At 38.8% G+C, this 23,907-nt stretch carries 17 protein-coding genes and 1 tRNA gene; 6 read left to right on the top strand and 12 right to left on the bottom strand.

The window, feature by feature from the left end; translation table 11 throughout:
* Window positions 1-30: 30 nt before the first annotated feature.
* Window positions 31-2,673 carry a DNA topoisomerase (ATP-hydrolyzing) subunit A gene (gene gyrA / locus K6J66_RS06145; protein ID WP_110442644.1) on the top strand — a complete coding sequence of 881 codons (2,643 nt, stop codon included), beginning with the start codon at window positions 31-33 and terminating at the stop codon, window positions 2,671-2,673.
* Window positions 2,674-2,727: 54 nt separating this feature from the next.
* Here gyrA and metX read toward each other — a convergent pair whose 3' ends face one another.
* Window positions 2,728-3,804, bottom strand: a complete 1,077-nt coding sequence (gene metX, locus K6J66_RS06140; protein WP_110442643.1) for a homoserine O-acetyltransferase MetX — start codon at window positions 3,802-3,804, stop codon at window positions 2,728-2,730.
* A gap of 157 nt (window positions 3,805-3,961) precedes the next feature.
* Between metX and K6J66_RS06135 the strand changes: the two genes are divergently transcribed.
* Window positions 3,962-4,642 carry a SanA/YdcF family protein gene (locus K6J66_RS06135; RefSeq protein WP_110442642.1) on the top strand — a complete coding sequence of 227 codons (681 nt, stop codon included), beginning with the start codon at window positions 3,962-3,964 and terminating at the stop codon, window positions 4,640-4,642.
* A gap of 278 nt (window positions 4,643-4,920) precedes the next feature.
* On the opposite strand, the gene folC is transcribed toward K6J66_RS06135, so the two are convergent.
* On the bottom strand, window positions 4,921-6,225 hold the full coding sequence (gene folC / locus K6J66_RS06130; protein ID WP_038440241.1) for a bifunctional tetrahydrofolate synthase/dihydrofolate synthase: 1,305 nt from the start codon (window positions 6,223-6,225) through the stop codon (window positions 4,921-4,923).
* A 1-nt stretch (window position 6,226) separates the two neighbouring features.
* On the bottom strand, window positions 6,227-7,117 hold the full coding sequence (accD, locus tag K6J66_RS06125; RefSeq protein ID WP_038439724.1) for an acetyl-CoA carboxylase, carboxyltransferase subunit beta: 891 nt from the start codon (window positions 7,115-7,117) through the stop codon (window positions 6,227-6,229).
* A gap of 193 nt (window positions 7,118-7,310) precedes the next feature.
* On the opposite strand from accD, the gene K6J66_RS06120 reads away from it, so the two are divergent.
* Entirely contained in the window at window positions 7,311-8,702 is a 1,392-nt protein-coding gene (locus tag K6J66_RS06120) for a DegQ family serine endoprotease (RefSeq protein ID WP_038439723.1), read from the top strand.
* 52 nt (window positions 8,703-8,754) lie between these two features.
* Here K6J66_RS06120 and mfd read toward each other — a convergent pair whose 3' ends face one another.
* The 7 genes from mfd to K6J66_RS06085 all read right to left on the bottom strand — a co-directional run bounded on the left by mfd (window position 8,755) and on the right by K6J66_RS06085 (window position 17,192).
* Window positions 8,755-12,195: a transcription-repair coupling factor gene (mfd, locus tag K6J66_RS06115; protein ID WP_038440240.1), complete on the bottom strand. Its 3,441-nt coding sequence runs from the start codon at window positions 12,193-12,195 to the stop codon at window positions 8,755-8,757.
* Window positions 12,196-12,297: 102 nt separating this feature from the next.
* The gene (locus tag K6J66_RS06110) at window positions 12,298-12,471 is read right to left on the bottom strand and encodes a DUF5363 family protein (RefSeq protein WP_005652999.1); all 174 of its coding nucleotides are present in this window, start codon (window positions 12,469-12,471) and stop codon (window positions 12,298-12,300) included.
* Window positions 12,468-14,312: a tRNA(Met) cytidine acetyltransferase TmcA gene (locus K6J66_RS06105; RefSeq protein ID WP_038439722.1), complete on the bottom strand. Its 1,845-nt coding sequence runs from the start codon at window positions 14,310-14,312 to the stop codon at window positions 12,468-12,470. Before K6J66_RS06105 ends, K6J66_RS06110 begins: the two co-directional genes overlap by 4 nt.
* A gap of 4 nt (window positions 14,313-14,316) precedes the next feature.
* Entirely contained in the window at window positions 14,317-14,658 is a 342-nt protein-coding gene (locus K6J66_RS06100) for a SirB2 family protein (protein WP_038439721.1), read from the bottom strand.
* Window positions 14,659-14,719: 61 nt separating this feature from the next.
* Window positions 14,720-16,390, bottom strand: coding sequence for an energy-dependent translational throttle protein EttA (ettA, locus tag K6J66_RS06095; protein WP_005663485.1), 1,671 nt, complete (start codon window positions 16,388-16,390; stop codon window positions 14,720-14,722).
* Window positions 16,391-16,552: 162 nt separating this feature from the next.
* Window positions 16,553-16,876 (bottom strand): HigA family addiction module antitoxin, encoded by a 324-nt coding sequence (locus tag K6J66_RS06090; protein ID WP_005650217.1) that lies wholly within the window; start codon window positions 16,874-16,876, stop codon window positions 16,553-16,555.
* A 10-nt stretch (window positions 16,877-16,886) separates the two neighbouring features.
* Window positions 16,887-17,192 carry a type II toxin-antitoxin system RelE/ParE family toxin gene (locus K6J66_RS06085; protein WP_110442641.1) on the bottom strand — a complete coding sequence of 102 codons (306 nt, stop codon included), beginning with the start codon at window positions 17,190-17,192 and terminating at the stop codon, window positions 16,887-16,889.
* Between the two features lie 324 nt (window positions 17,193-17,516).
* On the opposite strand from K6J66_RS06085, the gene zevA reads away from it, so the two are divergent.
* Window positions 17,517-18,137 carry a zinc transporter binding subunit ZevA gene (gene zevA, locus K6J66_RS06080; RefSeq protein WP_038439720.1) on the top strand — a complete coding sequence of 207 codons (621 nt, stop codon included), beginning with the start codon at window positions 17,517-17,519 and terminating at the stop codon, window positions 18,135-18,137.
* A 2-nt stretch (window positions 18,138-18,139) separates the two neighbouring features.
* Window positions 18,140-19,108: a zinc transporter permease subunit ZevB gene (gene zevB, locus K6J66_RS06075; protein ID WP_014550701.1), complete on the top strand. Its 969-nt coding sequence runs from the start codon at window positions 18,140-18,142 to the stop codon at window positions 19,106-19,108.
* Window positions 19,109-19,210: 102 nt separating this feature from the next.
* Here the strand turns inward: zevB and K6J66_RS06070 are convergent.
* Window positions 19,211-19,286, bottom strand: a tRNA-Asn gene (locus K6J66_RS06070).
* A gap of 436 nt (window positions 19,287-19,722) precedes the next feature.
* Here K6J66_RS06070 and uvrB point away from each other — a divergent pair.
* The gene (uvrB, locus tag K6J66_RS06065; RefSeq protein WP_038439719.1) at window positions 19,723-21,762 is read left to right on the top strand and encodes an excinuclease ABC subunit UvrB; all 2,040 of its coding nucleotides are present in this window, start codon (window positions 19,723-19,725) and stop codon (window positions 21,760-21,762) included.
* A gap of 30 nt (window positions 21,763-21,792) precedes the next feature.
* On the opposite strand, the gene K6J66_RS06060 is transcribed toward uvrB, so the two are convergent.
* Entirely contained in the window at window positions 21,793-23,718 is a 1,926-nt protein-coding gene (locus K6J66_RS06060) for an LTA synthase family protein (protein WP_038440239.1), read from the bottom strand.
* Between the last annotated feature and the right edge of the window lie 189 nt (window positions 23,719-23,907).

The following is a 23,907-nucleotide window of genomic DNA, read 5'->3' as shown; positions in this document are numbered from 1 at the left end:
CCACAATTTTTGATCAAAAAAGGAATACCAATGACGGATTCAATCCAATCATCTATCACCCCTGTCAATATCGAAGAAGAACTCAAATCTTCCTACCTTGACTACGCGATGTCGGTTATCGTTGGGCGTGCATTACCTGACGTTCGTGATGGTTTAAAACCTGTTCACCGCCGCGTACTATTCTCAATGGATCGCGAAGGCAATACCGCCAATAAAAAATACGTAAAATCAGCGCGTGTTGTGGGTGATGTAATCGGTAAATATCACCCGCATGGTGACTCAGCCGTGTACGATACGATCGTTCGTATGGCACAACCCTTCTCACTTCGCTATATGTTGGTTGATGGGCAAGGTAACTTTGGTTCAATTGATGGCGATGCACCCGCTGCAATGCGTTATACCGAAGTACGTATGCAAAAAATTACGCAAGCATTGCTCACGGATTTGGATAAAGAAACCGTCAATTTCTCGCCAAACTATGATGGCGAATTAATGATTCCAGATGTATTGCCGACTCGTATTCCAGCGCTTTTAGCAAATGGTTCTTCTGGTATTGCTGTGGGGATGGCAACTAACATTCCCCCTCACAACTTAAATGAAGTATTAAATGGTTGTTTGGCGTATATCGACAACAATGAAATTACTATTGATGAATTAATGCAGCATATTCCAGGGCCTGACTTCCCGACTGCTGCGTTAATTAATGGTCGTAAAGGGATTGAAGAAGCCTATCGCACTGGTCGTGGTAAAGTGTATGTTCGTGCTCGTGCAACGGTAGAAACCAACGAAAAAGGACGCGAGCAAATTATCGTGTCTGAATTGCCATACCAAGTAAATAAAGCAAAATTAGTCGAGAAAATTGCCGAATTAATTCGCGAGAAAAAAATCGAAGGCATCAGCAATATTACTGACCTTTCAAACAAAGAAGGGATCCGTATTGAAATTGATATTAAACGTGATGCAGTAGGGGAAGTGGTATTAAACCATCTTTACTCACTCACTCAAATGCAAGTGACCTTTGGTATCAATATGGTGGCATTGGATCACGGTCAGCCACGTTTATTTAATCTTAAAGAAATTATTGAAGCCTTTGTTTTACACCGCCGTGAAGTGGTGACACGTCGTTCTATCTTTGAGCTTCGCAAAGCACGTGAACGTACGCATATTTTGGAAGGTTTAGCGGTTGCTCGTTCTAATATCGATGAAATGATTGCAATTATTCGCAACTCTAAAAACCGTGAAGAAGCGGCAACAGCAATCAGTTCACGCTCTTGGACGTTACATAGCGATATTATTAATCTTCTTGATGTTTCCGCTCGTCCTGATGAGTTAGAAGAAAATCTTGGTATTCAAGGCGAACAATATTACTTATCGCCAGCGCAAGTAAACGCAATTCTAGAACTTCGTTTACATCGTTTAACGGGCATTGCGTTTGAAGAAGTTATAAAAGAATATGAAGAATTATTAGTTAAAATTGCGGATCTTCTTCATATTTTAAGTAGCGCAGAACGTTTAATGGAAGTAATTCGTGAAGAATTAGAAGAAGTAAAAGCACAATTTGGTGATGATCGTTTAACTGAAATTACCGCTGCTTCTGGCGATATTGATTTAGAAGATTTAATCGCACAAGAAGACGTGGTTGTGACGCTTTCTCACGAAGGTTATGTGAAATACCAACCACTGACTGACTATGAAGCACAACGCCGTGGCGGTAAAGGCAAATCTGCAACGAAGATGAAAGAAGAAGATTTCATCGAAAAATTACTGGTAGCAAATACTCACGATACCATCCTCTGCTTCTCTAGCCGTGGTCGTTTATATTGGTTGAAAGTATATCAACTTCCGCAAGCGAGCCGTGGCGCACGCGGGCGTCCAATTGTGAATATTCTTCCGTTACAAGAAAACGAACGTATTACTGCAATCTTGCCAGTTTCTGCTTACGAAGAAGATAAATTCGTAGTCATGGCAACTGCTGGCGGTATTGTGAAGAAAATCGCCTTAACCGAATTTAGCCGTCCACGTTCAAACGGTATCATCGCATTGAATTTACGTGACGAAGATGAATTAATCGGCGTGGATATTACTAATGGTAGCAACGAAATTATGTTGTTCTCATCGCAAGGTCGCGTGGTGCGTTTTGCTGAAAATGCCGTGCGTGCAATGGGGCGTTTAGCAACAGGTGTTCGCGGTATCAAACTTGCTTTAACAAACGATATTTCTGACGATGAAAGTGCGGTAGAAATTGAAGATATTTCTGATGACAACACTGAAGCATCATTAGACTTAAATATCGATAAAGTGGTTTCTCTTGTTGTGCCAAAAGGTGAAGGGGAAATTTTAACCGCAACACAAAACGGATACGGAAAACGCACACAATTAAGTGAATACCCAACTAAATCACGTAATACAAAAGGTGTGATTTCGATTAAAGTGAGTGAACGCAATGGTAAAGTCGTTGCCGCAACTCAAGTAGAAGAAACAGACCAAATTATGTTGATTACTGATGCAGGAACGCTTGTTCGCACACGCGTAAGCGAAGTGAGCATTGTAGGGCGTAACACGCAAGGTGTCCGTTTAATTCGTACTGCCGATGATGAACACGTAGTAAGTTTAGAGCGTGTTTGTGATGCAGATGAAGAAGATTCTTTGGAAGAAAGCGGTTCTGAAGAATAACCTATTATAAGAGAAGAAGTGCGGTGAAATTTCACCGCACTTTTTTATGACTAATTAATTACCCGCCAAACCATCTCGAATTCGTTTTTCAAACTGATCATAATCCACTAAAAACGCATCGTGTCCGTAATCTGATGGGAATTCATAAAAATGTAGATCGACTCCACTTTGTTCTAAAAGCTGTTTACTTTTATAAAGGTCAATGGGTTTAAAAAGTTGATCCGTTGTCACAGAAACCAACGTATAGCGTGCCTTAATGCGTGACAATGCCTCTTTAACATTGTCATACCCCAAACTTGGATCATACATATCCAACGCACGTAACAAATGCAAATAACTATTGGCATCAAAACGTTCTAAGAATTTTTTGCCTTGGTAAGAAAGATAGGATTCCACTTGAAAGTAATCGCCCCAAAAGCTGCCATCTGATTTTGTGGCACGCCCAAAGGCTTTGGCTAGTTGTAAATCGGTGCGGTAAGTCAGCATACCTAGCATACGCGCAATAGATAACCCTTGATCTGGCGGTGTACCCTCATAATAATCGCCGCCGTTAAAATTGGGATCATTAATGACCGCTTGACGCATTACGTGATTAAAACCTATGGCTTCAGCACTAAAATAAATGGATGAACAAAGATTTACGATATTATCCATAAAATCAGGATAATCAATCGCCCATTGATTCGCTTGCATACCGCCAAAAGATCCACCAATAATGGCTTTTAAATGGCTAATGCCAAGATGATCAAGCAAGGCTTTTTGTACTTTAACAATATCTTGCACAACAATATTAGGAAATTGGCTACCATAAGGTTTACCCGTTTGCGGATTAATTGATGAAGGCCCAGTTGTTCCCTTGCAACCACCTAATACGTTCGAGCTAATAAAAAAATAACGATCCGTATCCAATGCCAAACCTGCTCCCATAAAATTCTGCCACCAACCATCGCGACCATCATCGAAATAAGGCTCAGCATCGCCAGTCAAAGCGTGGCAAATTAATACCGCATTATTTTTCTCATCATTGAGCGTGCCATAAGTTTGATACGCGACATTAATATAGGAAAGTTTGCCGCCAAGCATCAGAGTTAAAGGCTGTGTGTCAAAAAGCACTACATTTTGCACAGACATTGAAAACCTATCGTAATAATCAGAATGGCGTTTAAACTATCAGTAAGTCGATTAGCTTGTCAAGAAATTTTAGCCATCTAAACGGCTAAATTATCGCACATCAATGCAATTCACAAAATCCATCAAATTCTCCTTGAAGTGCGGTCGATTTTTCATTATGTTTACCGCTATGCTAGTAAAAAAATTCTCCCCAAAATTCACCGCACTTTTTCGCGTCCTACTCTACGCAATCTTCGCATTGATTATAGTTTGCTTGCTAGTGGATCGAGGCGTAAGTTTTTATGTTCGCGATAAAATATTCACAAATATTGATGAACTCTCCTTTCGCCCTTACGCCCTTGTGCTTGGCACATCAAAATACACCGCCAGCGGAAAACCGAACGTTTATTACGATAGTCGCTTAATGGCAGCTAAAAGCCTAATCGAACAACAAAAAGTGAATTATCTTTTATTAAGTGGCGACAACCGAACTTTGCAATATAACGAACCAAGAGCAATGTTTCGCGATTTACGCAAAATGGGCGTATCTGAAGCCTCTATGTTCCGTGATTTTGCAGGTTTTCGCACCCTTGATTCCGTTATCCGCGCCGATAAAATTTTCCAAGTGCAAGCATTTACGATTGTCAGTCAAAAATTTCATTGCGAACGCGCTCTATTAATTGCCCAAGCACATAATATTGATGCCATTTGCTTTGTGGCAAAACAGCCAGAATTACATTTTTCCACACAAATAAGAGAAGTTTTTGCCCGCATAAAAGCGGTTTTTGACTTGATATTAGGTGTTGAGCCTTATTTTTTAGGGGAACCTCAGCCATTGCCAAACAGCACCACATTATAATAAATCATATTTCTTCTATTTTTCTAAAATCACACTAATCTAAACTTGTTAAATAAACACAAACTGGTTAAAATCCAACCGATAAGGAAAATACTGTTTTATGCTAAAGGGTTTACTTTAATTGTCGTTGAACTCACAATTGATGTAAAAGATAAAACAGAGAAAAAAATAGTCATAAAGGTTACCAAGGCACCGTGGGTGTGAAATATTCTTGGAAATAATATTCCAAAAAATAAGGGCTGATTTTAAATATCAGCCCTTTGTTTTAATGATAAATTTTATTCCACCACAGCCCAAAATTCGGCTACGGTGTGGAAAGATCCAAAGACTAAAACAACATCATTCTTTACCGCACTTTTGAGTGCTGTACACACACCATCCATAACAGAATTATCTGATGTAGCTTGAATATTTGGGAAATTGCTTTTCAATTTCTCTGCTAATTCATCGCCTGACTGCCCGCGATAGCCGCCTAAGGTTACACAATGCCATTCATCAATAATAGGCGTTAAATGCGCAAATACCCCATTTGCATCTTTGTCTTTGAGCATCCCACATACGGCAATCATTTTGCCCTCTATACTATGTTTAAGTGCGGTCAATTTTTCAGATAAATATTTTGCGGCATGAGGATTATGCCCCACATCAACGATGATTGTTGGCAAGGTTTCAACTGGTACGCCAAGATAATCCGCTAATTTCTCACGTTTATCTGTTTTTATAGCTTGAAAACGACCAACCAGTTCTACCTCTTGCAAAGATTTTCGCAAAGTCTGTTCTGAAATATCAAAAGGTAAATATTGAACAGCAGCAAGAGCCGTTGCGGCATTCGCCAATGGAATCTGACAAAACGGCAAATTTTCTAACCGCACTTTTTTATTTTGCCATTGCCAATTTTCAGTATTTTGCTCAAATAACCAATCCACATCACGACGAGCAACTTGGCAATGTAATTTTTCAGCCTGATCTAACATTGTTTGTGGCACATTAGGTTCACCAATCACGACAGGGCAATTTTCGCGGAAAATTCCTGCTTTTTCAAAAGCAATGGCCTCTCTGGTATCCCCAAGAAAATCGGTGTGATCAATATCGATGCTAGTAATCACAGCAAGATGGCTATCCACAATATTGGTCGCATCTAAACGACCGCCCAAACCCACTTCTAAAATCACCACATCTAATTTTGCTTGCTTAAATAAATGCAAGGCAGAAAGGGTGCTAAATTCAAAATAAGTCAGCGATTCTGTTTTGTTTTCATCAATAAAAGTAAAAGAGGCAGTGTGTGCTTCATCGGGTAAATCTTGATTTTGAATGCGTACTCGCTCGTTATAACGCAATAAATGGGGCGAAGAATACACGCCTACACGTAATCCGTGATTAAGCAGAATCGTTTCTAACAAGCGACAAGTCGTGCCTTTACCATTCGTCCCCCCCACAGTTATCACATAAGGGGCGGGATGAAGTAAATCCAATTTTTCTGCCACGGATTGAATACGATCTAAACCAAGATCAATAGGTTTAAAATGGCTTTTTTCTAAATAAGAAAGCCACTCAGCGAGTGGCGAAGTGGCTTTAAGTTGCATATTATTCATCTCCTGAAATGAGTTCAGGCTCCATAAAAGGAGAAGGTTGATTCGTTAATTTACTCAGTACACTTGCTAAAGTTTGACGCATTTCTGAACGTTTCACGATCATATCAATTGCCCCTTTCTCAAGTAAAAATTCACTACGTTGGAAACCTTCTGGCAATTTTTCACGCACAGTTTGTTCAATAACGCGTGGCCCTGCAAAACCAATTAAGGCTTTTGGCTCGGCAATATTTAAATCCCCTAACATCGCAAAACTGGCTGATACGCCGCCTAAAGTCGGATCCGTTAATACCGAAATAAACGGCACACCTTTTTCACGCATTTGGGCAAGCACCGCGCTAGTTTTTGCCATTTGCATTAAAGAAAACAAGGCTTCTTGCATACGCGCCCCGCCACTTGCAGAGAAACACACAAATGGACAATTCATTTCTATTGCTTTTTCAGCCGCTTTAACAAATTTTGCACCAACTACAGAACCCATTGAACCGCCCATAAAAGCAAAGTTCGATGCAGCCACAACGATTGGCATATTATAAAGCGTGCCTGTCATAGTAATTAGTGCATCTTTCTCGCCCGTTTCTTTTTGTGCCGCATTGATACGATCTTTATATTTCTTTAAATCTTTAAATTTTAAAATATCTTTTGGTTCTAAATCTGCCGCAATTTCTTGGCTTGAATCTTCGTCCAATAAATTTAATAAACGCTCACGAGCATCAATACGCATATGATGACCACATTTCGGGCAAACATACAGATTACGTTTGAGTTCTTCACTATAAAGTACTTGTTCACAAGCAGTACATTTTGTCCATACGCCTTCTGGCACATTGGCTTTTCGAGTGGAAGAAGAAGGACTTTTACTAAAAATTCGGTTAATCCAGCTCATTTTTTGACCTTTTTATTGACTAGAAAATTGCGCGTATTAGAACATAAATTTATAGAATTTGCTACTTGTAAGACCGTTTTTGTACTGCTCCGATTTCCTTTTAAACAAGATAATTTGCTCTCCTCTTATTGAACATTTTTTTTATTTTTTTGTCTTACAGACCACGTTATCTGAAATCTATTTTGGAGTATTTATGAAAAAAACACGTTTTGTATTAAATAGTATTGCACTTGGATTAAGTGTATTAAGCACATCATTTATTGCTCAAGCCACTTTGCCAAGTTTTGTTTCGGAACAAAACAGTCTTGCACCAATGTTAGAAAAAGTACAACCTGCCGTTGTCACTCTTTCCGTTGAAGGAAAAGCTAAAGTAGATTCTCGTTCTCCTTTCCTAGACGATATTCCTGAAGAATTTAAATTCTTCTTTGGCGATCGTTTTGCCGAACAATTTGGTGGACGTGGAGAGTCAAAGCGTAACTTCCGTGGTTTAGGTTCTGGTGTCATTATTAATGCAAGCAAAGGCTATGTTTTAACCAATAATCATGTTATTGATGGAGCTGATAAAATTACCGTGCAATTACAAGATGGGCGTGAATTTAAAGCAAAATTAGTGGGTAAAGATGAACAATCAGATATTGCATTAGTACAGCTTGAAAAACCAAGTAATTTAACAGAAATCAAATTTGCTGATTCCGACAAATTACGCGTAGGCGATTTCACTGTTGCAATCGGTAATCCATTTGGTTTAGGTCAAACTGTGACATCAGGTATTGTTTCTGCATTGGGTCGTTCAACAGGTTCTGACAGTGGCACTTATGAAAACTATATTCAAACCGATGCAGCAGTAAACCGCGGTAATTCGGGTGGTGCATTAGTCAATCTAAATGGCGAACTTATTGGAATTAATACCGCAATTATTTCGCCAAGCGGTGGCAATGCAGGAATTGCCTTTGCGATTCCAAGTAATCAAGCAAGCAATTTAGTGCAACAAATTTTAGAATTTGGTCAAGTGCGTCGCGGATTGCTTGGTATTAAAGGGGGCGAACTCAATGCTGATTTAGCCAAAGCCTTTAATGTAAGCGCGCAACAAGGCGCATTTGTAAGTGAAGTTTTACCGAAATCTGCTGCTGAAAAAGCAGGACTTAAAGCGGGCGATATTATCACGGCGATGAACGGTCAAAAAATCTCAAGTTTCGCTGAAATTCGTGCAAAAATCGCAACCACTGGTGCAGGCAAAGAGATTAGCTTGACTTACTTACGTGATGGCAAATCCCACGACGTTAAAATGAAATTACAAGCGGATGATGGTAGCCAACTTTCCTCAAAAACTGAGTTGCCTGCATTAGATGGTGCAACATTGAAAGACTACGATGCTAAAGGCGTTAAAGGAATTGAAATCACAAAAATTCAACCTAATTCGCTGGCTGCACAACGTGGTTTAAAATCGGGCGATATTATTATTGGTATTAATCGTCAAATGATCGAAAACATTCGTGAATTAAATAAAGTGCTTGAAACTGAACCGTCAGCAGTTGCACTTAATATTTTACGAGGTGACAGTAATTTCTATTTATTAGTGCAATAATCTACTTGATATATTTAAGAAAAAAGTCCGATCACAATGATCGGGCTTCTTTTTATGCAGCAATCGTTCTTAACAAATCCACCACAAATTCTAACCGCACTTTGTTATCAGATAAATCTTTCATGAACTTAAATTTTAATGGGCCATCAAATCGATACACAATAGGTTCTTTTTGAATTAATTGAATAAATTTATCTGGATTCACTTGTGCTTTTGCTGAAAACTCAATAAAACCACCTTGCGTTCCAGCATCAATTCGCACAACGTTCAACGGCTCAACCAATAAACGCAACTCTGTAATTTGTAATAAATTTTTCGTTGCATCAGGCAATAATCCAAATCTGTCAATCAACTCAACTTTTAATTCATCTAATTCTGCTTTACTCTCCGCTGCAGCAATGCGTTTATAAAAGGATAAACGCATATTCACGTCTCCTAGATAATCATCAGGCAGTAAAGCAGGCACACGCAATTCAATATCCGCTTGTTGTTGCGTCAATTCTTCTAATGATGGTTCACGCCCTTCTTTTAACGCTTTAACCGCTGCATCCAATAATTCCATATAAAGCGAAAAACCGATGCTTTCAATTTGTCCACTTTGTTCGTTTCCAAGTAATTCGCCAGCACCACGAATCTCTAAATCGTGGGTTGCCAAGATAAAACCAGCCCCAAGATTATCAAGATTTTCCAACGCATCTAGACGGCGTTCAGCATCTTTTGTCATCATCTTTGGCGGTGGCGTAAGCAAATAAGCATAAGCCTGATGATGTGAACGCCCAACTCGTCCACGTAATTGATGCAACTGAGCCAAACCAAAATGATCCGCTCGTTCAATAATAATGGTATTTGCCGTTGGTACATCAATACCCGTTTCGATAATGGTTGAACAAACTAAGACGTTATAACGCTGATGATAAAAATCACTCATCACACGTTCTAACTCACGTTCTCGCATTTGTCCATGCCCCACAATCACTCGCGCTTCTGGCACAAGTGCGGTCAGTTTTTCTGCTGTATTTTCAATGCTTGCGACATCATTGTGGAGATAATAAACCTGCCCACCACGTAAGATTTCACGCAAAATCGCTTCTCGTACAACAAGATCGTCATTCTGACGGACGAAGGTTTTAATACTTAATCGGCGCGCAGGAGGCGTAGAAATAATGGAAAGATCACGAATGCCATTCATCGCCATATTAAGTGTTCGAGGAATTGGCGTTGCCGTTAGCGTAAGAATATCGATATTCGCACGAAGCTGTTTGATTTTCTCTTTTTGCCCTACACCAAAACGATGTTCTTCATCAATAATCAACAATCCAAGATCGTTAAATTTTACATCTGATTGAATTAATTTATGGGTACCAATCAGTATATCGACTTTGCCTTCTGCAAGGTTTTCCAGAATTTGTTTTTGTTCTTTTGCAGTTTTGAAACGCGATAACACTTCGACATTCACAGGTAAATTCGCAAAACGATCTTTAAAATTCTCATAATGCTGTTGGGCTAACAGTGTGGTTGGCACTAGCACTGCTACTTGCTTATGATTCATCACAGCCAAAAACGCAGCGCGCATTGCCACTTCAGTTTTACCAAAACCCACATCACCACAAACAAGGCGATCCATTGCCTTAGGCTGACACATATCCGAAATTACCGCATTAATTGCCATTTCCTGATCGTAGGTTTCTTCAAAAGGAAAGGTTGCAGCAAATTGTTGAAATTCTTCACGATCATATTTAAAGGCAAAGCCTTTCTTCGCTTCACGTTGTGCGTAAACATCTAATAACTCTGCCGCCACATCACGAATTTTCTCCGCTGCTTTTTGGCGCGATTTCGCCCAAGCCTCGTTCCCTAATTTATGTAATGGCGCACTTTCATCAGAACCACCAACATAACGGCTAATCAAATGTAATGAAGTCACTGGCACATAAAGTTTCGATTCATTTGCATAATTTAGTAGCAAATATTCGGCTTTAATGCCACCTGTATCTAAGGTGACCAAACCGCCATAACGTCCCACACCGTGATCAAGATGCACAACTGGCTGCCCTATTTTCAGTTCGGCAAGATTTCGTACAAGCGTATCAGGATTAATTGTTTTACGTTTGTCTCTAGAACGTTGTTGAATGCGCTCGCCAAGCAAATTAGCTTCGCCAATAATCGCAACAGGAAGCGATTTTTCAATTATAAAACCTTGTTCAAGAGAGCTGACTAACAAGCTAAATTTTTCATTTTCAATCTGTTCCAAAGATTGAATTTGTTTTGGCTTGAGTTTTAACGGTGAAAGCAAATCAAGCAAAGTCTCTCGGCGACCTTCCGTCTCCACAGAAAACAATAAATTTCCTTTAAAATGCTCAATAAATTGACGTAATTGTCCCAATGGTTCTTTTTGCTGGGATTGAATAGTCACTTCTGGTAGAGCGGCAACAGGTAAATTTTTCTGGCGTACCGATGACCGCACTTTTTCCGCTTTAAATGTAATACGTGGATAAGATTTCAATCGGCGATTGACTTCATCTACATTAAGCCATAATTTTTCAGGCGATAAAAGCGGACGCATCGGATCCACTTTACGTTGTTCATAACGCTGTTTGGCATCTTGATAAAAACGCTCGCCTTGCGTTTGATTATTTTCCATATCTACAAACAGCGTTTGCTCCGGCAAATAATCAAACAAAGTCGCCATTTCAGCAAAGAAAAGTGGCTGCCAATATTCAATGCCAGAAATCAAGGTACCTTTACTGATTTGCTGATAAATATGTTCGGGATCTCGGCGAATCTCCCCAAAAGTTTCACGAAATTGCGCACGAAAAAATTCAATCCCTTTATCATCCGTTGGAAATTCGTGAGCCGGCAAAAGATTAATTGAGCTAATTTCATCAAGAGTGCGTTGCGTATCCACATCAAAAGTGCGAATGGAATCAATTTCATCATCAAAAAAATCAAGGCGAAAAGGCACCGCACTTCCCATTGGGAAAAGATCCAACAAAGCACCTCGAACTGCGTACTCGCCGTGTTCTAATACTTGCTCCACAGCTCGATAGCCCGCTGCTTCTAATTGTAAGCGCATTTTATCGATGACCAAACGATCGCCTTTTTTAATCAGAAGCACATTGTGTTGTAAATATTGTGGCGGGCAAAGGCGTTGCATTAATGTCGAAATCGGCAATAAGAAAATGCCTTTTTTCGCATTTTGTAAATGGAAAAGCGCACTTAAACGAGAGGAAATAATTTCTTGATGGGGAGAAAAGGTATCGTAAGGTAAGGTTTCCCAATCAGGAAAAAGGCATACATTTTGACTGCTTAATTCCGATAAAACACGTGATAAACGCACCGCACTTCGTGTATCTGGAGTCACCACTACGGTTAAATTTTGGTTTTGCTCTGCAATTTCACTAATCGCCAATGCATCAGCGCCTGGTAATACATTGCCTAAAATTTTGTGATCATTGGGTTGGGTTGGAATATCAGGTTGGAAAAAAGCCGTTTTCATAAATATAAATAATGCGTCAATCTTGTATAAAAATTGACGCATAGTGTACTGGAATTTGCTCTATCTTTCAATAAGTTTACTGTTTAAAAAAACAGTTGATATTTATTTCTTTAAAGAAGATTCTTTTTTCTTCAAATTACCATTTTCATCTTCTGTTGCTGACATAGGCACGCAGCTACAATTCGGTTGATCTAAACCCCATTCTTTAATGAAGTTGTCATATTTTTCAAGTGCGCGTTTAAACCAGCCTTTTGGTTTTGCGGCTTGTTCTGTCATAAAGTTCCTCGCTCTAAATATTGTTTAATTTCTAAACGCAAACATTCTACGCCTTTTTTCTTGTTAATAGGAAGTTGTTTTTTTGTTAAATAAGCGGAAATTAATGGGAAATTTTCTTTGCCTGCTAATTTTAATAAACGCCTTATTGCAGGAATGCTCGAAAATAAAGTGCGGTGAAAATTAGCGAAGTTTTTTAAGCCCATCCAATCAAAATCATCAAGCTGCCAATCAAGCTGATTTTGCTCAAAATTTATGGCAAACGGATGAAAAGATAAAGGGAGATTACGCTGAAATTGTTTGTACGCAGTATCAACTAAAGCCAAGCCTTCTTTGGAAATACCTTTAAGGGCAATGGCTGAATAACAACCACTACTCGCTTCTTGATGCTCGCCTAAATGCACCAAAACAAAACCGCACTTTTGCCAAAATTTTGCGAGTTCATCAGTGTAGCCAAAACTTACCGAAAGAAAATCCACATCGGCATTTTCCATGGCTTGCATCAAATTTTGCCCAATGCCCTTTTGCTGCCAATTTGGCTGAACCGCTATACGAGAAATGCGTAAAGATCGTAATTTACAGGCTTGGGAAAGATTTTCGTGGAAACACAAGGCTTGTGGCACAAGATTCCCTTTCGGGCGGCGTTTGCCTTGTTGAATTTGAATAATCAACTCATCATCTGCCATATTTCCTTCTTCTAATGCCCAAATTGCACCGAGCAAATTCTGTTGATATTCGGCAAAATAAAAACGTTGATTTTTCCCATCAAGTAAACGGCGAAGATCGAGTGGCGATGTTCGATAATGTGCCAATGTCATTAAGCCATAAAAATCTACAATATGATGTGGTTTTTGCACTTCTCGAATTTGATAAGGGAGATGAGGCTGAAAAGGAAATTGCTGAAAATCATCTTCGGCATTTAGCAACAAAAGATCATCAATAAAATGTTCTAACGGGTCATTTTCTTGCCAACGTAGGGGCTGTTTAAGCTCAAAATGCTGAAAAGTGCGGTGAATTTTCCGTTTAAATTTTAATTCGAAACCACGCCCCGTACCTTCGTAGCTATGAATTGTAGTACTGAAGACAATATGTTGAAAATATCGAGAATATTCTTGCAATAAGGGCAATGGGATCATCGCCGCTTCATCTACCAGCAACCAAGCAGATTGACTAAATTCGGATTCACTTTGTAACGTCAAAGCCAATTCATCTGGCGCAATAAATTCAATGTCCCCTTCTGAAAATTCAATAACGGAATGCACCGCACTTTTATTCGGTGCGGTGAGATAAACTGGTGCTTGAATTTGGTTAGCAAGCATACCCAATAATGCGGATTTTCCTCTTCCCCGCTTGGCGGTTAGAAAATAAATATCCTGCTCGGTCTGTAAAATAGTCTCGATAATTTGTTGTTGTGCTAACGTAGCATTTTTGTGATTCTCGTTAGAATAAAAAATGGGAGGAAATTCAACCGCACTTTCCTCTCTTAAAATGGGGAAATGATAGTGCTCAATGCACTGTTTGAAATGATCAATAAAATTAGGCGTGGCGATTGCTGACTGATTTCCATTCCAACGTAAACTATCTTGATCAGGCTGCTGAGATAAATTTTCCCAATCAGATAACACTAAACAAAGCGTGCCGCCCATTTTCAGTGTTCCAGCTGCAACAGCCAGTGCTTCAAGATGAATGCCATTTCGTCCATCAAATAAAATATGTTCAAATTCTTGCCCGAGCAAATTCGTTGCTTTAGAAAAAGCAATGCCACTTTCGCCGATAATTAATACGTTATCAGGCACAAGCAGCAAAGTTTTGCAGATTAAAATTTGAAGTTGGCGAGATGACATAGTTTTATTTCAAATAGGCAATTAACATCGCACCAATAAAACTTACGCAAGCAAGCCAAAAGAAAAAGCTTTTGGGTTGAGAAACTTTTTTACTGAAAAATTTTGCAGCAAACAGGATATACAAAATCAGTAATGCGAATTTAGCTACCAACCACCATTCAATACCAAAAGCAAAGAGATATAAAATGACGACACCAGACACAATCAGCAAGGTATCTGATAAGTGCGGTAAAATTTTTAATAATTTTATCGAACGCCAATTTTTACCATTAAGCTGCATTGCACCACGAATTACTAACAATGCCAAACTTAAAAAGGCGAAAAAAATATGTAAATCAACTAACATAATCACTCCCAAAAAAGTAAGAAAAGTGCGGTCAAAATCCACCGCACTTTCTCAATCTAAATTACTTCGCAATACGTTTATATTTAATACGATGTGGCTGGGTTGCTGCATCGCCTAAGGTTTTCTTTTTCCACTCTTCGTAGTCTGAGAAGTTACCTTCATAAAACGTGACTTTACCTTCATCGCCGTAGTCTAAAATATGCGTTGCGATACGGTCTAAGAACCAACGGTCGTGCGAAATAACCATTGCACAGCCTGGGAATTCTAAGATCGCATTTTCTAAGGCACGCAAGGTTTCAACATCTAAGTCATTGGTTGGTTCGTCCAGTAATAGCACGTTACCACCACGTTGTAGAAGTTTCGCTAAGTGTAAACGACCACGTTCTCCACCTGATAATTCGCCCACACGTTTTTGTTGATCTACACCTTTGAAGTTGAAACGCCCCACATAAGCACGGCTTGGAATTTCAAAGTTGCCGATAGTGAGAATGTCCTGTCCATTAGACACTTCTTCCCACACGGTTTTCTTATCATCCATAGCGTCACGGAATTGATCCACAGACGCAAGTACAACGGTTTCGCCCATTGTCACAGAACCTGAATCTGGCTGCTCTTGACCTGACAACATGCGGAATAGAGTAGATTTACCTGCACCATTCGCTCCGATAATCCCAACAATTGCACCTTTTGGAATACTAAAGGACAAATCATCAATTAAAGTGCGGTCGCCATAAGACTTGGTTAAGTTTTGCACTTCAATCACTTTATCGCCCAAGCGTGGGCCAGGTGGAATAAAGAGTTCGTTAGTCTCGTTTCGTTTTTGATATTCGCCAGAGTTCAATTCATCAAAACGAGCCATACGTGCTTTGCTTTTCGCTTGACGACCTTTTGGATTTTGACGAACCCATTCTAACTCTTTCGCAATGGATTTTTGACGTGCGTTTTCAGTTGCTTGTTCTTGTTCTAAACGTTTCTCTTTTTGCTCTAACCAAGAAGAATAGTTGCCTTCCCAAGGAATGCCCTCGCCACGGTCAAGCTCTAAGATCCAACCAGCCACATTATCTAAGAAATAACGGTCGTGAGTGATTGCTACCACTGTACCCTCGTAGTCGTGTAAGAAACGCTCTAACCATGCCACAGATTCCGCATCCAAGTGGTTAGTTGGCTCATCTAATAAGAGCATGTCTGGTTTTTCGAGTAATAAGCGGCAAAGTGCCACACGACGACGCTCACCACCAGATAAATGTTCGATTTTAGCATCCCAATCTGGTAAACGTAACGCATCTGCGGCGCGCTCTAATTGGTTATCTAAATTATGCCCATCATGCGCTTGAATAATGGCTTCAAGATTGGCTTGTTCTGCCGCTAATTTATCAAAATCTGCATCGGGATCCGCATAAAGCGCATACACTTCATCTAAACGAGTCAGTGCATTTTTCACTTCAGAAACCGCTTCTTCCACTGCTTCACGCACGGTTTGTTGTGGCTCGAGTTTTGGCTCTTGCGGAAGATACCCAATTTTAATACCCGGTTGTGGACGAGCTTCCCCTTCAAACTCTTTATCTACGCCTGCCATAATGCGTAAAAGAGTCGATTTACCCGCACCATTTAAACCTAAAACCCCGATCTTAGCACCAGGGAAAAAGCTTAAAGAAATATCTTTCAAAATATGACGCTTCGGCGGCACTACTTTGCCGACACGATGCATCGTATACACAAATTGAGATGACATTAATAATTCCTCACAAAAAAATTCGCCCTATTCTACTGGAAAATAGGGCGAAAATATAGGAAACAAGTGGACAGATTTTGCAAAAGTTTGGCGAAACCTAACCACTTGTAAATATTTAGAGTGAAGTATTCCCTAAATTAAATAGACACTTTAGGGCTCAAATTACATTGCAAATGTAGAAGTATCATGCCGATGTAGAGCGGGTTTAACATTTGCAAGACTTTGTTGAAAACGTTTATTGTGTTCAAGGTCCCATAAATCAATACGTGTTTGCAGATTAAGCCAAAACTCAGGCGTAGTATCAAATACTTTAGCAAGTTTAACTGCCATTTCTAGTGTAATTCGTGAACTATTATTAACAATATTGCTTGCCGTATTACGATGTACATCTAAAATTTGAGCTAAATCACTAATTTTAAGACTTAAAGGTTCTAAAAACTCTTCTTGTAGAATTTCACCAACAGAGGTGGGTTTTCTCGTCATCATATTATCCTCCTTACAAATTATAAGAATGTGGATCTAAATATAAATTATTTACTTCGTTATTTTCATATTTAAAAATTAAACGATATTGTTTATTCACTCGAATGGAATAAATTTTATTTTCTTTTGGCTCAAGCAACTCCAAATGGTTAGCTGGTGGAGAACGTAAATCGTTGATATTTTCTGAGGCACTTATCATATCTAATTTTCTTGCCAATACTTTATACAAATTAGAAGGAATCTTACTATGAGTATCTCCATATTGATAAAACCTATAAAGATAATCATCTCTAAAATGCTCACGATTTAAATTAAACATCTATTATTCTCTTAGTTATACTCGAGCTGATCATAATAAGAATAAATGCACAATGCAAGAGTGCATCTTTCGACTTAGATAAAAAAAACCACCCGAAACGGGTGGCAGGAAAGTAGTTTAGCTATATTTATCATTATTTTATTTAGGAACTTTATGAATATCAAGCAATCACTTGACGGGAGCTATGTTACTGAATATTGAAAGGCAAGGGAAATGCTATTGAGAGTTTTTTTGATTTACATCAACATTTTTGACAGAAAAATTCGTTTTTGCGTGTAGAATAAACAACTTCAAATTCTAGCGTTCAAAATAATAGGATTTTTTGTGAAAACGTATTCATTATTACTCGGTTTATTCGTTAGTTTTGGTGTTTTAGCCCATCCTCACGCATTTATTGATATACAAACCACGCCCATTATAGAAAATAATCAACTCACAGGTTTTTCAATGAAATGGACGTTGGATGAACCAAGTTCGTCTGCAGTTATTTATGATATGAAACAAGCTAGAACTAAATCGGAAAAACAAAAACTTCTTGATGATGTGATGGGAAATATCGTCAGTGAACATTATTTCAGCTATCTATATGATGCTCAGAATAATAAAATCAAATATTCCCCTCGCCCAAAAAATTACGGCATTAATGTTCAAGGCTTACAACTGCAATATTATTTTGATGTGCCACTCGCCCATCCGCAAAAGTTAGAAAAAAATACATTTAGCTTACAAACTTACGATCCCACTTATTATGTGGCGATGACTTACGCTTCAAAAAGTGCGGTAGATTTTTCCGCACTTTCGAAAAATTGCCAAGGAAAATTAATTGAACCTAATGTGGATGAAAAAATCCAAGCCTACGCATCTTCACTTGATAAATCCCAAAAGAACGAAGATGATTCCTTAGGCATAATGTTCGCGCAAAAAATAATAATTCAATGTGAGTAGAAATGAAAAAATATAAAACTGGGCTCGTGTTATTAGTGATTGCACTCGCCTTACTTGTCTATTTTTCCCCTTGGTTTTTCTTACATATTGCTGCATGGCAAAAAGATTTTAATCAACTTATTTCGGAAAATTTACATCAAATTCAAAATAATAGCATCAAGGCAGGCATCACACTTATTTTCGTCAGCTTTGTTTACGGCGTACTCCATGCCCTCGGGCCAGGACACGGCAAATTTATTATTGCCAGCTATCTTTCCACGCATGAAAGCCAATTAAAACAAAGCACTATCTTGAGCTTACTTTCATCCTTAATGCAAGGCATTGTCGCGATTACAGCAACAACATTGCTTGTTGTAGTGCTAAATCTTTCATCACGTTATTTCAAATTAAGTCAGCTTTGGTTAGAACGAACTGCCTTGCTATTATTGGTATTTCTCGGCTGTTATTGGATTTGGCAAGGTCTACGTGCCTATCGTAAAAAAGCTAAATTAACCATTAAATCCCTCAATCCCCTCCCTCTACACGAAAAAAGTGCGGTGAAAAATAACCGCACTTTTCAACCAAACACTTGTAGTTGCGGACACCAACATTTGCCAAGCCCCACACAAACTGCACAAGCAACCAATCTAAAATCACAATTTCTCGTGATTTTAACAATTGGCATGCGCCCATGTAGTGGTGCAATTTTCGTTTTATTTTTAGCTTATATGCTTGATCTTTATAGCTGGGGAATTTTAGCTGTATTAGCCATGTCTTTCGGCACGGGGCTTATGCTGTCAGCCTTCGCAGGAATTGTACGTTATGCACGAAATACCGCAATCCACTTAGGGCATTGGTATAGTTCAAAAAATACGAAAGGAAAAAGCGAAAGCATCGTGAAACTAATCGCTGGTGGAATAATGCTATTTTTTGCCTTGAGCTTGTTATACGGCACAACCATCTCAACTGGCGGAAGCAAAATCCTATTTTGAAGTTAAAAATAAAGCCCATCAACATGATGGGCTAAAAATCTTTTGGTTGCTAATTTAGAATTTGTAAAAGGAGACAAACAAACTCTAAACCAAAAGAAAAATTGGCTCCTCCTGCTGGACTTGAACCAGCGACATATGGATTAACAGTCCACCGTTCTACCGACTGAACTAAGGAGGAATAAACTTTGTATCACAAGGAACAGGGCGCGAATTTTAATGATCGATAGTTAGCTTGTCAATGCAAAATTTAAAAAAATTTCATAAAAAATAAAAAATTTCCTCATCTTTTATATACCCACCTAATATTTATTTTTCTATCCACAGAGCCTGTGGATAACTTTGTGGATTAACTTTTTAAAATTTTGCGGATCCCTTGTTCTTACAAGGATTATTCGATCTTGATTATAGATTAGCCTAAAATTAAATTTTAATTTAAAATCAATAAGTTAAGTTTTGTCTAGTAAAAATTTAAAGTTTTTTTAATGAATTTGTGACATCTTCCTCTTGACATCGCTAAGTCTGTGTAAAACTTAGATTTTTGCCTGATCAATTTTACATATTAAATATGCTAAAATAGGCATTATTCAAAACTATCAAAAAACCAACCGCACTTTATGTCTGAAAAAATCAACACAAAACCATTCATTCTGCATTCCGACTTTCGTCCCTCTGGCGATCAGCCACAAGCTATCGAAAAATTGGCTGAAAATTTAACGGATGGTTTGGCGCATCAAACTTTGCTCGGGGTAACAGGCTCGGGGAAGACGTTTACTATCGCCAATGTAATCGCTCAATTAAATCGCCCAGCGATGTTACTTGCACCGAATAAAACCCTTGCTGCTCAGCTTTATGCAGAAATGAAAGCTTTTTTTCCAGAAAATGCGGTGGAATATTTTGTGTCTTACTATGATTATTATCAGCCAGAAGCCTATGTGCCGAGCAGTGATACATTTATTGAAAAAGATGCATCTATTAATGATCAAATTGAACAAATGCGACTTTCTGCGACGAAATCTTTTCTAGAACGTCGAGATACCATCGTGGTAGCGTCTGTTTCTGCAATTTATGGTTTGGGCGATCCTGATAGCTATTTACAAATGATGTTGCATTTACAACAAGGTGCCATTATCGATCAACGCCAAATTTTAGCGAAGTTAGCGGAATTACAATATACCCGCAATGATCAAGCATTTCAGCGTGGAACTTTCCGTGTTCGTGGAGAAATTATTGATATTTTCCCTGCGGAATCTGATGATCGTGCGGTGCGTATTGAATTATTTGATGATGAAATCGAGCGTTTAAGTTTATTTGATCCGCTCACTGGCAGTAGTTTTGGTGCTGTCCCACGTTTTACGATCTATCCTAAAACTCACTATGTTACGCCAAGAGAACGTATTTTAGATGCGATAGAAAACATCAAAAAAGAACTGGTATCACGCCGTGAATACTTCATTAAACAACACAAACTTTTAGAAGAACAACGTATCAGCCAACGTACCCAATTTGATATTGAAATGATGAATGAATTGGGCTATTGCTCGGGCATTGAAAACTACTCTCGCTATTTATCGGGCAGAAATGAGGGCGAACCACCACCAACATTATTTGATTACATGCCCTCTGATGCTATTTTAATTATTGATGAATCTCATGTAACTGTGCCTCAAATTGGTGGAATGTATCGTGGCGACCGTTCACGTAAAGAAACCTTAGTCGAATATGGTTTCCGTTTGCCATCCGCCTTGGATAATCGTCCGTTACGCTTTGAGGAATTTGAACGCTTAGCTCCGCAAACCATTTATGTTTCCGCAACACCAGGACCTTATGAATTAGAAAAATCAGGCAGTGAAATCATCGATCAAGTGGTTCGCCCCACTGGTTTGCTTGATCCGCTTATTGAAATTCGTCCAGTGTCTATTCAAGTGGATGATTTACTTTCCGAAGTTCGCCAAAGAGCAGATAAAAATGAGCGAGTTTTAGTCACAACACTCACTAAAAAAATGGCGGAAGATTTAACGGATTATTTAGATGAACATGGAATTCGTGTGCGTTATCTACATTCTGATATTGATACCGTGGAACGCGTCGAAATTATCCGTGATTTGCGTTTAGGCGAATTTGATGTATTGGTTGGAATTAACTTATTACGTGAAGGTTTAGATATTCCAGAAGTGTCTCTTGTGGCGATTTTAGATGCAGACAAGGAAGGATTTTTGCGTTCCGAACGTTCTTTAATTCAAACCATCGGTCGTGCTGCACGAAACTTAAATGGTAAAGCGATTTTATATGCAGATAGCATCACAAAATCCATGGAAAAAGCCATCACCGAAACTAATCGTCGTCGTGAAAAACAAATAAAATACAATGAAGAACATGGCATTGTGCCACAAGCATTGAATAAGAAAGTCGGTGAATTATTAGATATTGGGCAAGGTGCAAACCAAAAAGCGAAAGCCAATAAACAACGTGGAAAAATGGCGGCAGAACCAACCGCACTTTATAATGCACCGAAAAATGCCAAAGAATATCAACAACAAATCAAAAAATTGGAACAACAAATGTATAAATTTGCGCAAGATTTGGAATTTGAAAAAGCCGCGGCAATTCGCGATCAATTACATCAATTGCGTGAACAGTTTGTTTTTGATAACTAAAAGAAACGCCAGCTTAAGCTGGCATTCCGTTTATTTTTTTTCACCTGAAGAATACAAGCGATTTTTATATAAATAACTGCCTAATAAAGCGTGAGCTAATGCCTCTTTTTTCATTGCATCAGGCACCTCTTTTGGCGTTAAAGTTTCTGTTGATTTATCATAATGATAACCTTGTGCTGCTTTATTTGGCATTTGAATCACTACATCATTATTGCCTTTCAGCATTGCTTGAGTTTGATCGTATTGCATAAAAGCACGATCTGGGTTTACATCTTGCGTTAAATCAAAACCAATCATGGGATAATTGCCACTGACGCCTGCTAAAGAAAGCAATGTGGTTGGCATATCAATTTGACTCACAAGACGGCTGTCACGGCGTGGCGAAATGCCATTACCAAGAATCAAGGCTGGAATATGGAAATGCTTAATCGGCACAAGACTTGCTCCGCCTACACGAGAATCGTGATCCGCAACAATTAAGAAAATCGTATCTTTCCAATAATTAGACTGTTTTGCCATTTTAAAGAAATGACCTAACGCATAATCCGCATATTTTGCTGCGTTATTACGAGTGGCTTTTGGTTGCTCATAAAGCTCAATCTTGCCATCTGGATATTCAAATGGATCGTGATTGCTGGAGCTAAATACTAAACTAAAAAACGGTTTACCTTCATTTTGTAATTTCGTGAAAGTTTCATTGGCTTTATCAAATAAATCCTCATCACTCACGCCCCAAGTGCCAGTAAATTTTGGATTTTGGTAATCTTGTTGATCCCAAATATCTTTAAAACCATTGCCATAGAAAAAGCTCGCCATATTGTCGAAGTGCTTTTCGCCACCATAAATAAAGGAAGTGTTATAGCCTTGTTTATGTAATAAATCCGCAATAGTAAAGAAACCACTTTGGGCATTATTAAGTTTCACCACTGCACGAGCTGGCGTTGGCGTAAAACCAGCCGTTGTTGCTTCAATACCTCGCACTGAACGTGTGCCTGTTGCATAAAGATTTTCAAATAACCACCCTTCTTTTGCGAGCTGATCCACATTTGGAGAAAGAGGTTTGCCACCGAGTGTTCCAATAAACTGAGCACCGAGACTTTCTTGTAGCAAAATCACGATATTTTTAGGTTTCCCCTGATAAGTCGCGACATTTTTCGTTAAAGTTGGGTATTTATCTGAAATGTAATCACTTTCTGGACGGCCACGGCTAGCTTTAACAATACGAAACATTTCATCTGCATCCATTTTTCCGTACATTTCTGAAGATTTTTCTTCATCTTTAAATTGCTGTGCCGCATAAATGACGGAATAGCCCGAATTAAGCACCAAGGAATTAACTAACGCATCAGAAGAAAATGCCACCATGGCGGGGTTAATACCACGGTGTTGAAAACTTGAACGCGCGCCAAGGAAGCTCACGACAATCACAAGCAAAGCAATCACAGGGCGAAGTTTCCAACTCATTGAACGTAAATTTTTGACTGCCCAACCAGAAATTTTCCAATAAATCACGGCAGCTAAAATCGTGAAAACAAGGCTAAAAATCACCGCACTTAAATGCCCTTCCGCAAGCATTGAAAAAACTTCTTTCGGATAAATCAGATATTCGATAAATAAACGATTTGGGCGGTAATCGTAGGTTTCAATAAAGGCAGGTGTGGCAATTTCCATAAAGATAATAAACACACTGCCAAGGGTTAGCCATAGGCGTAAAATTTTTACCCAAACTTTACTGCTATGAAATAACGTTGTGAGCAATGCTGGTACGCCAAATAAATAACAAAGTGCCACAACATCCATTCGTACACCTTGCAAAAATAATTGCAACCAGCCATCTACGGCGGATACACGCTCTGATTGCCATACCGCAAGTCCAAAACGCGATAAAGAAAGTAGAATAAGATTAATCAACACGAATGTGAAGATGGGGAATAAAGGAAAATGTGCTTTTTTCATTGTAAAAACCACTAACACAACGACATCCAAGCCGTATTAAATTAAAGAAAGATAGGCAACTGTCTATCGGTCGGTTCCTTTTCGACACAACAAAAGTCTTAAAGTGCGGTCAATTTTCGCATAGTTTTACTCAATCTCAAATGTAAACACATTCACTAGAAAATAAAGCCTCGAGAAAAATCGAGGCTT

The organism is Haemophilus influenzae, from assembly GCF_019703545.1.
GTDB lineage: Bacteria > Pseudomonadota > Gammaproteobacteria > Enterobacterales > Pasteurellaceae > Haemophilus > Haemophilus influenzae_E.
This window is presented reverse-complemented; position numbering and strand designations above follow the sequence as displayed.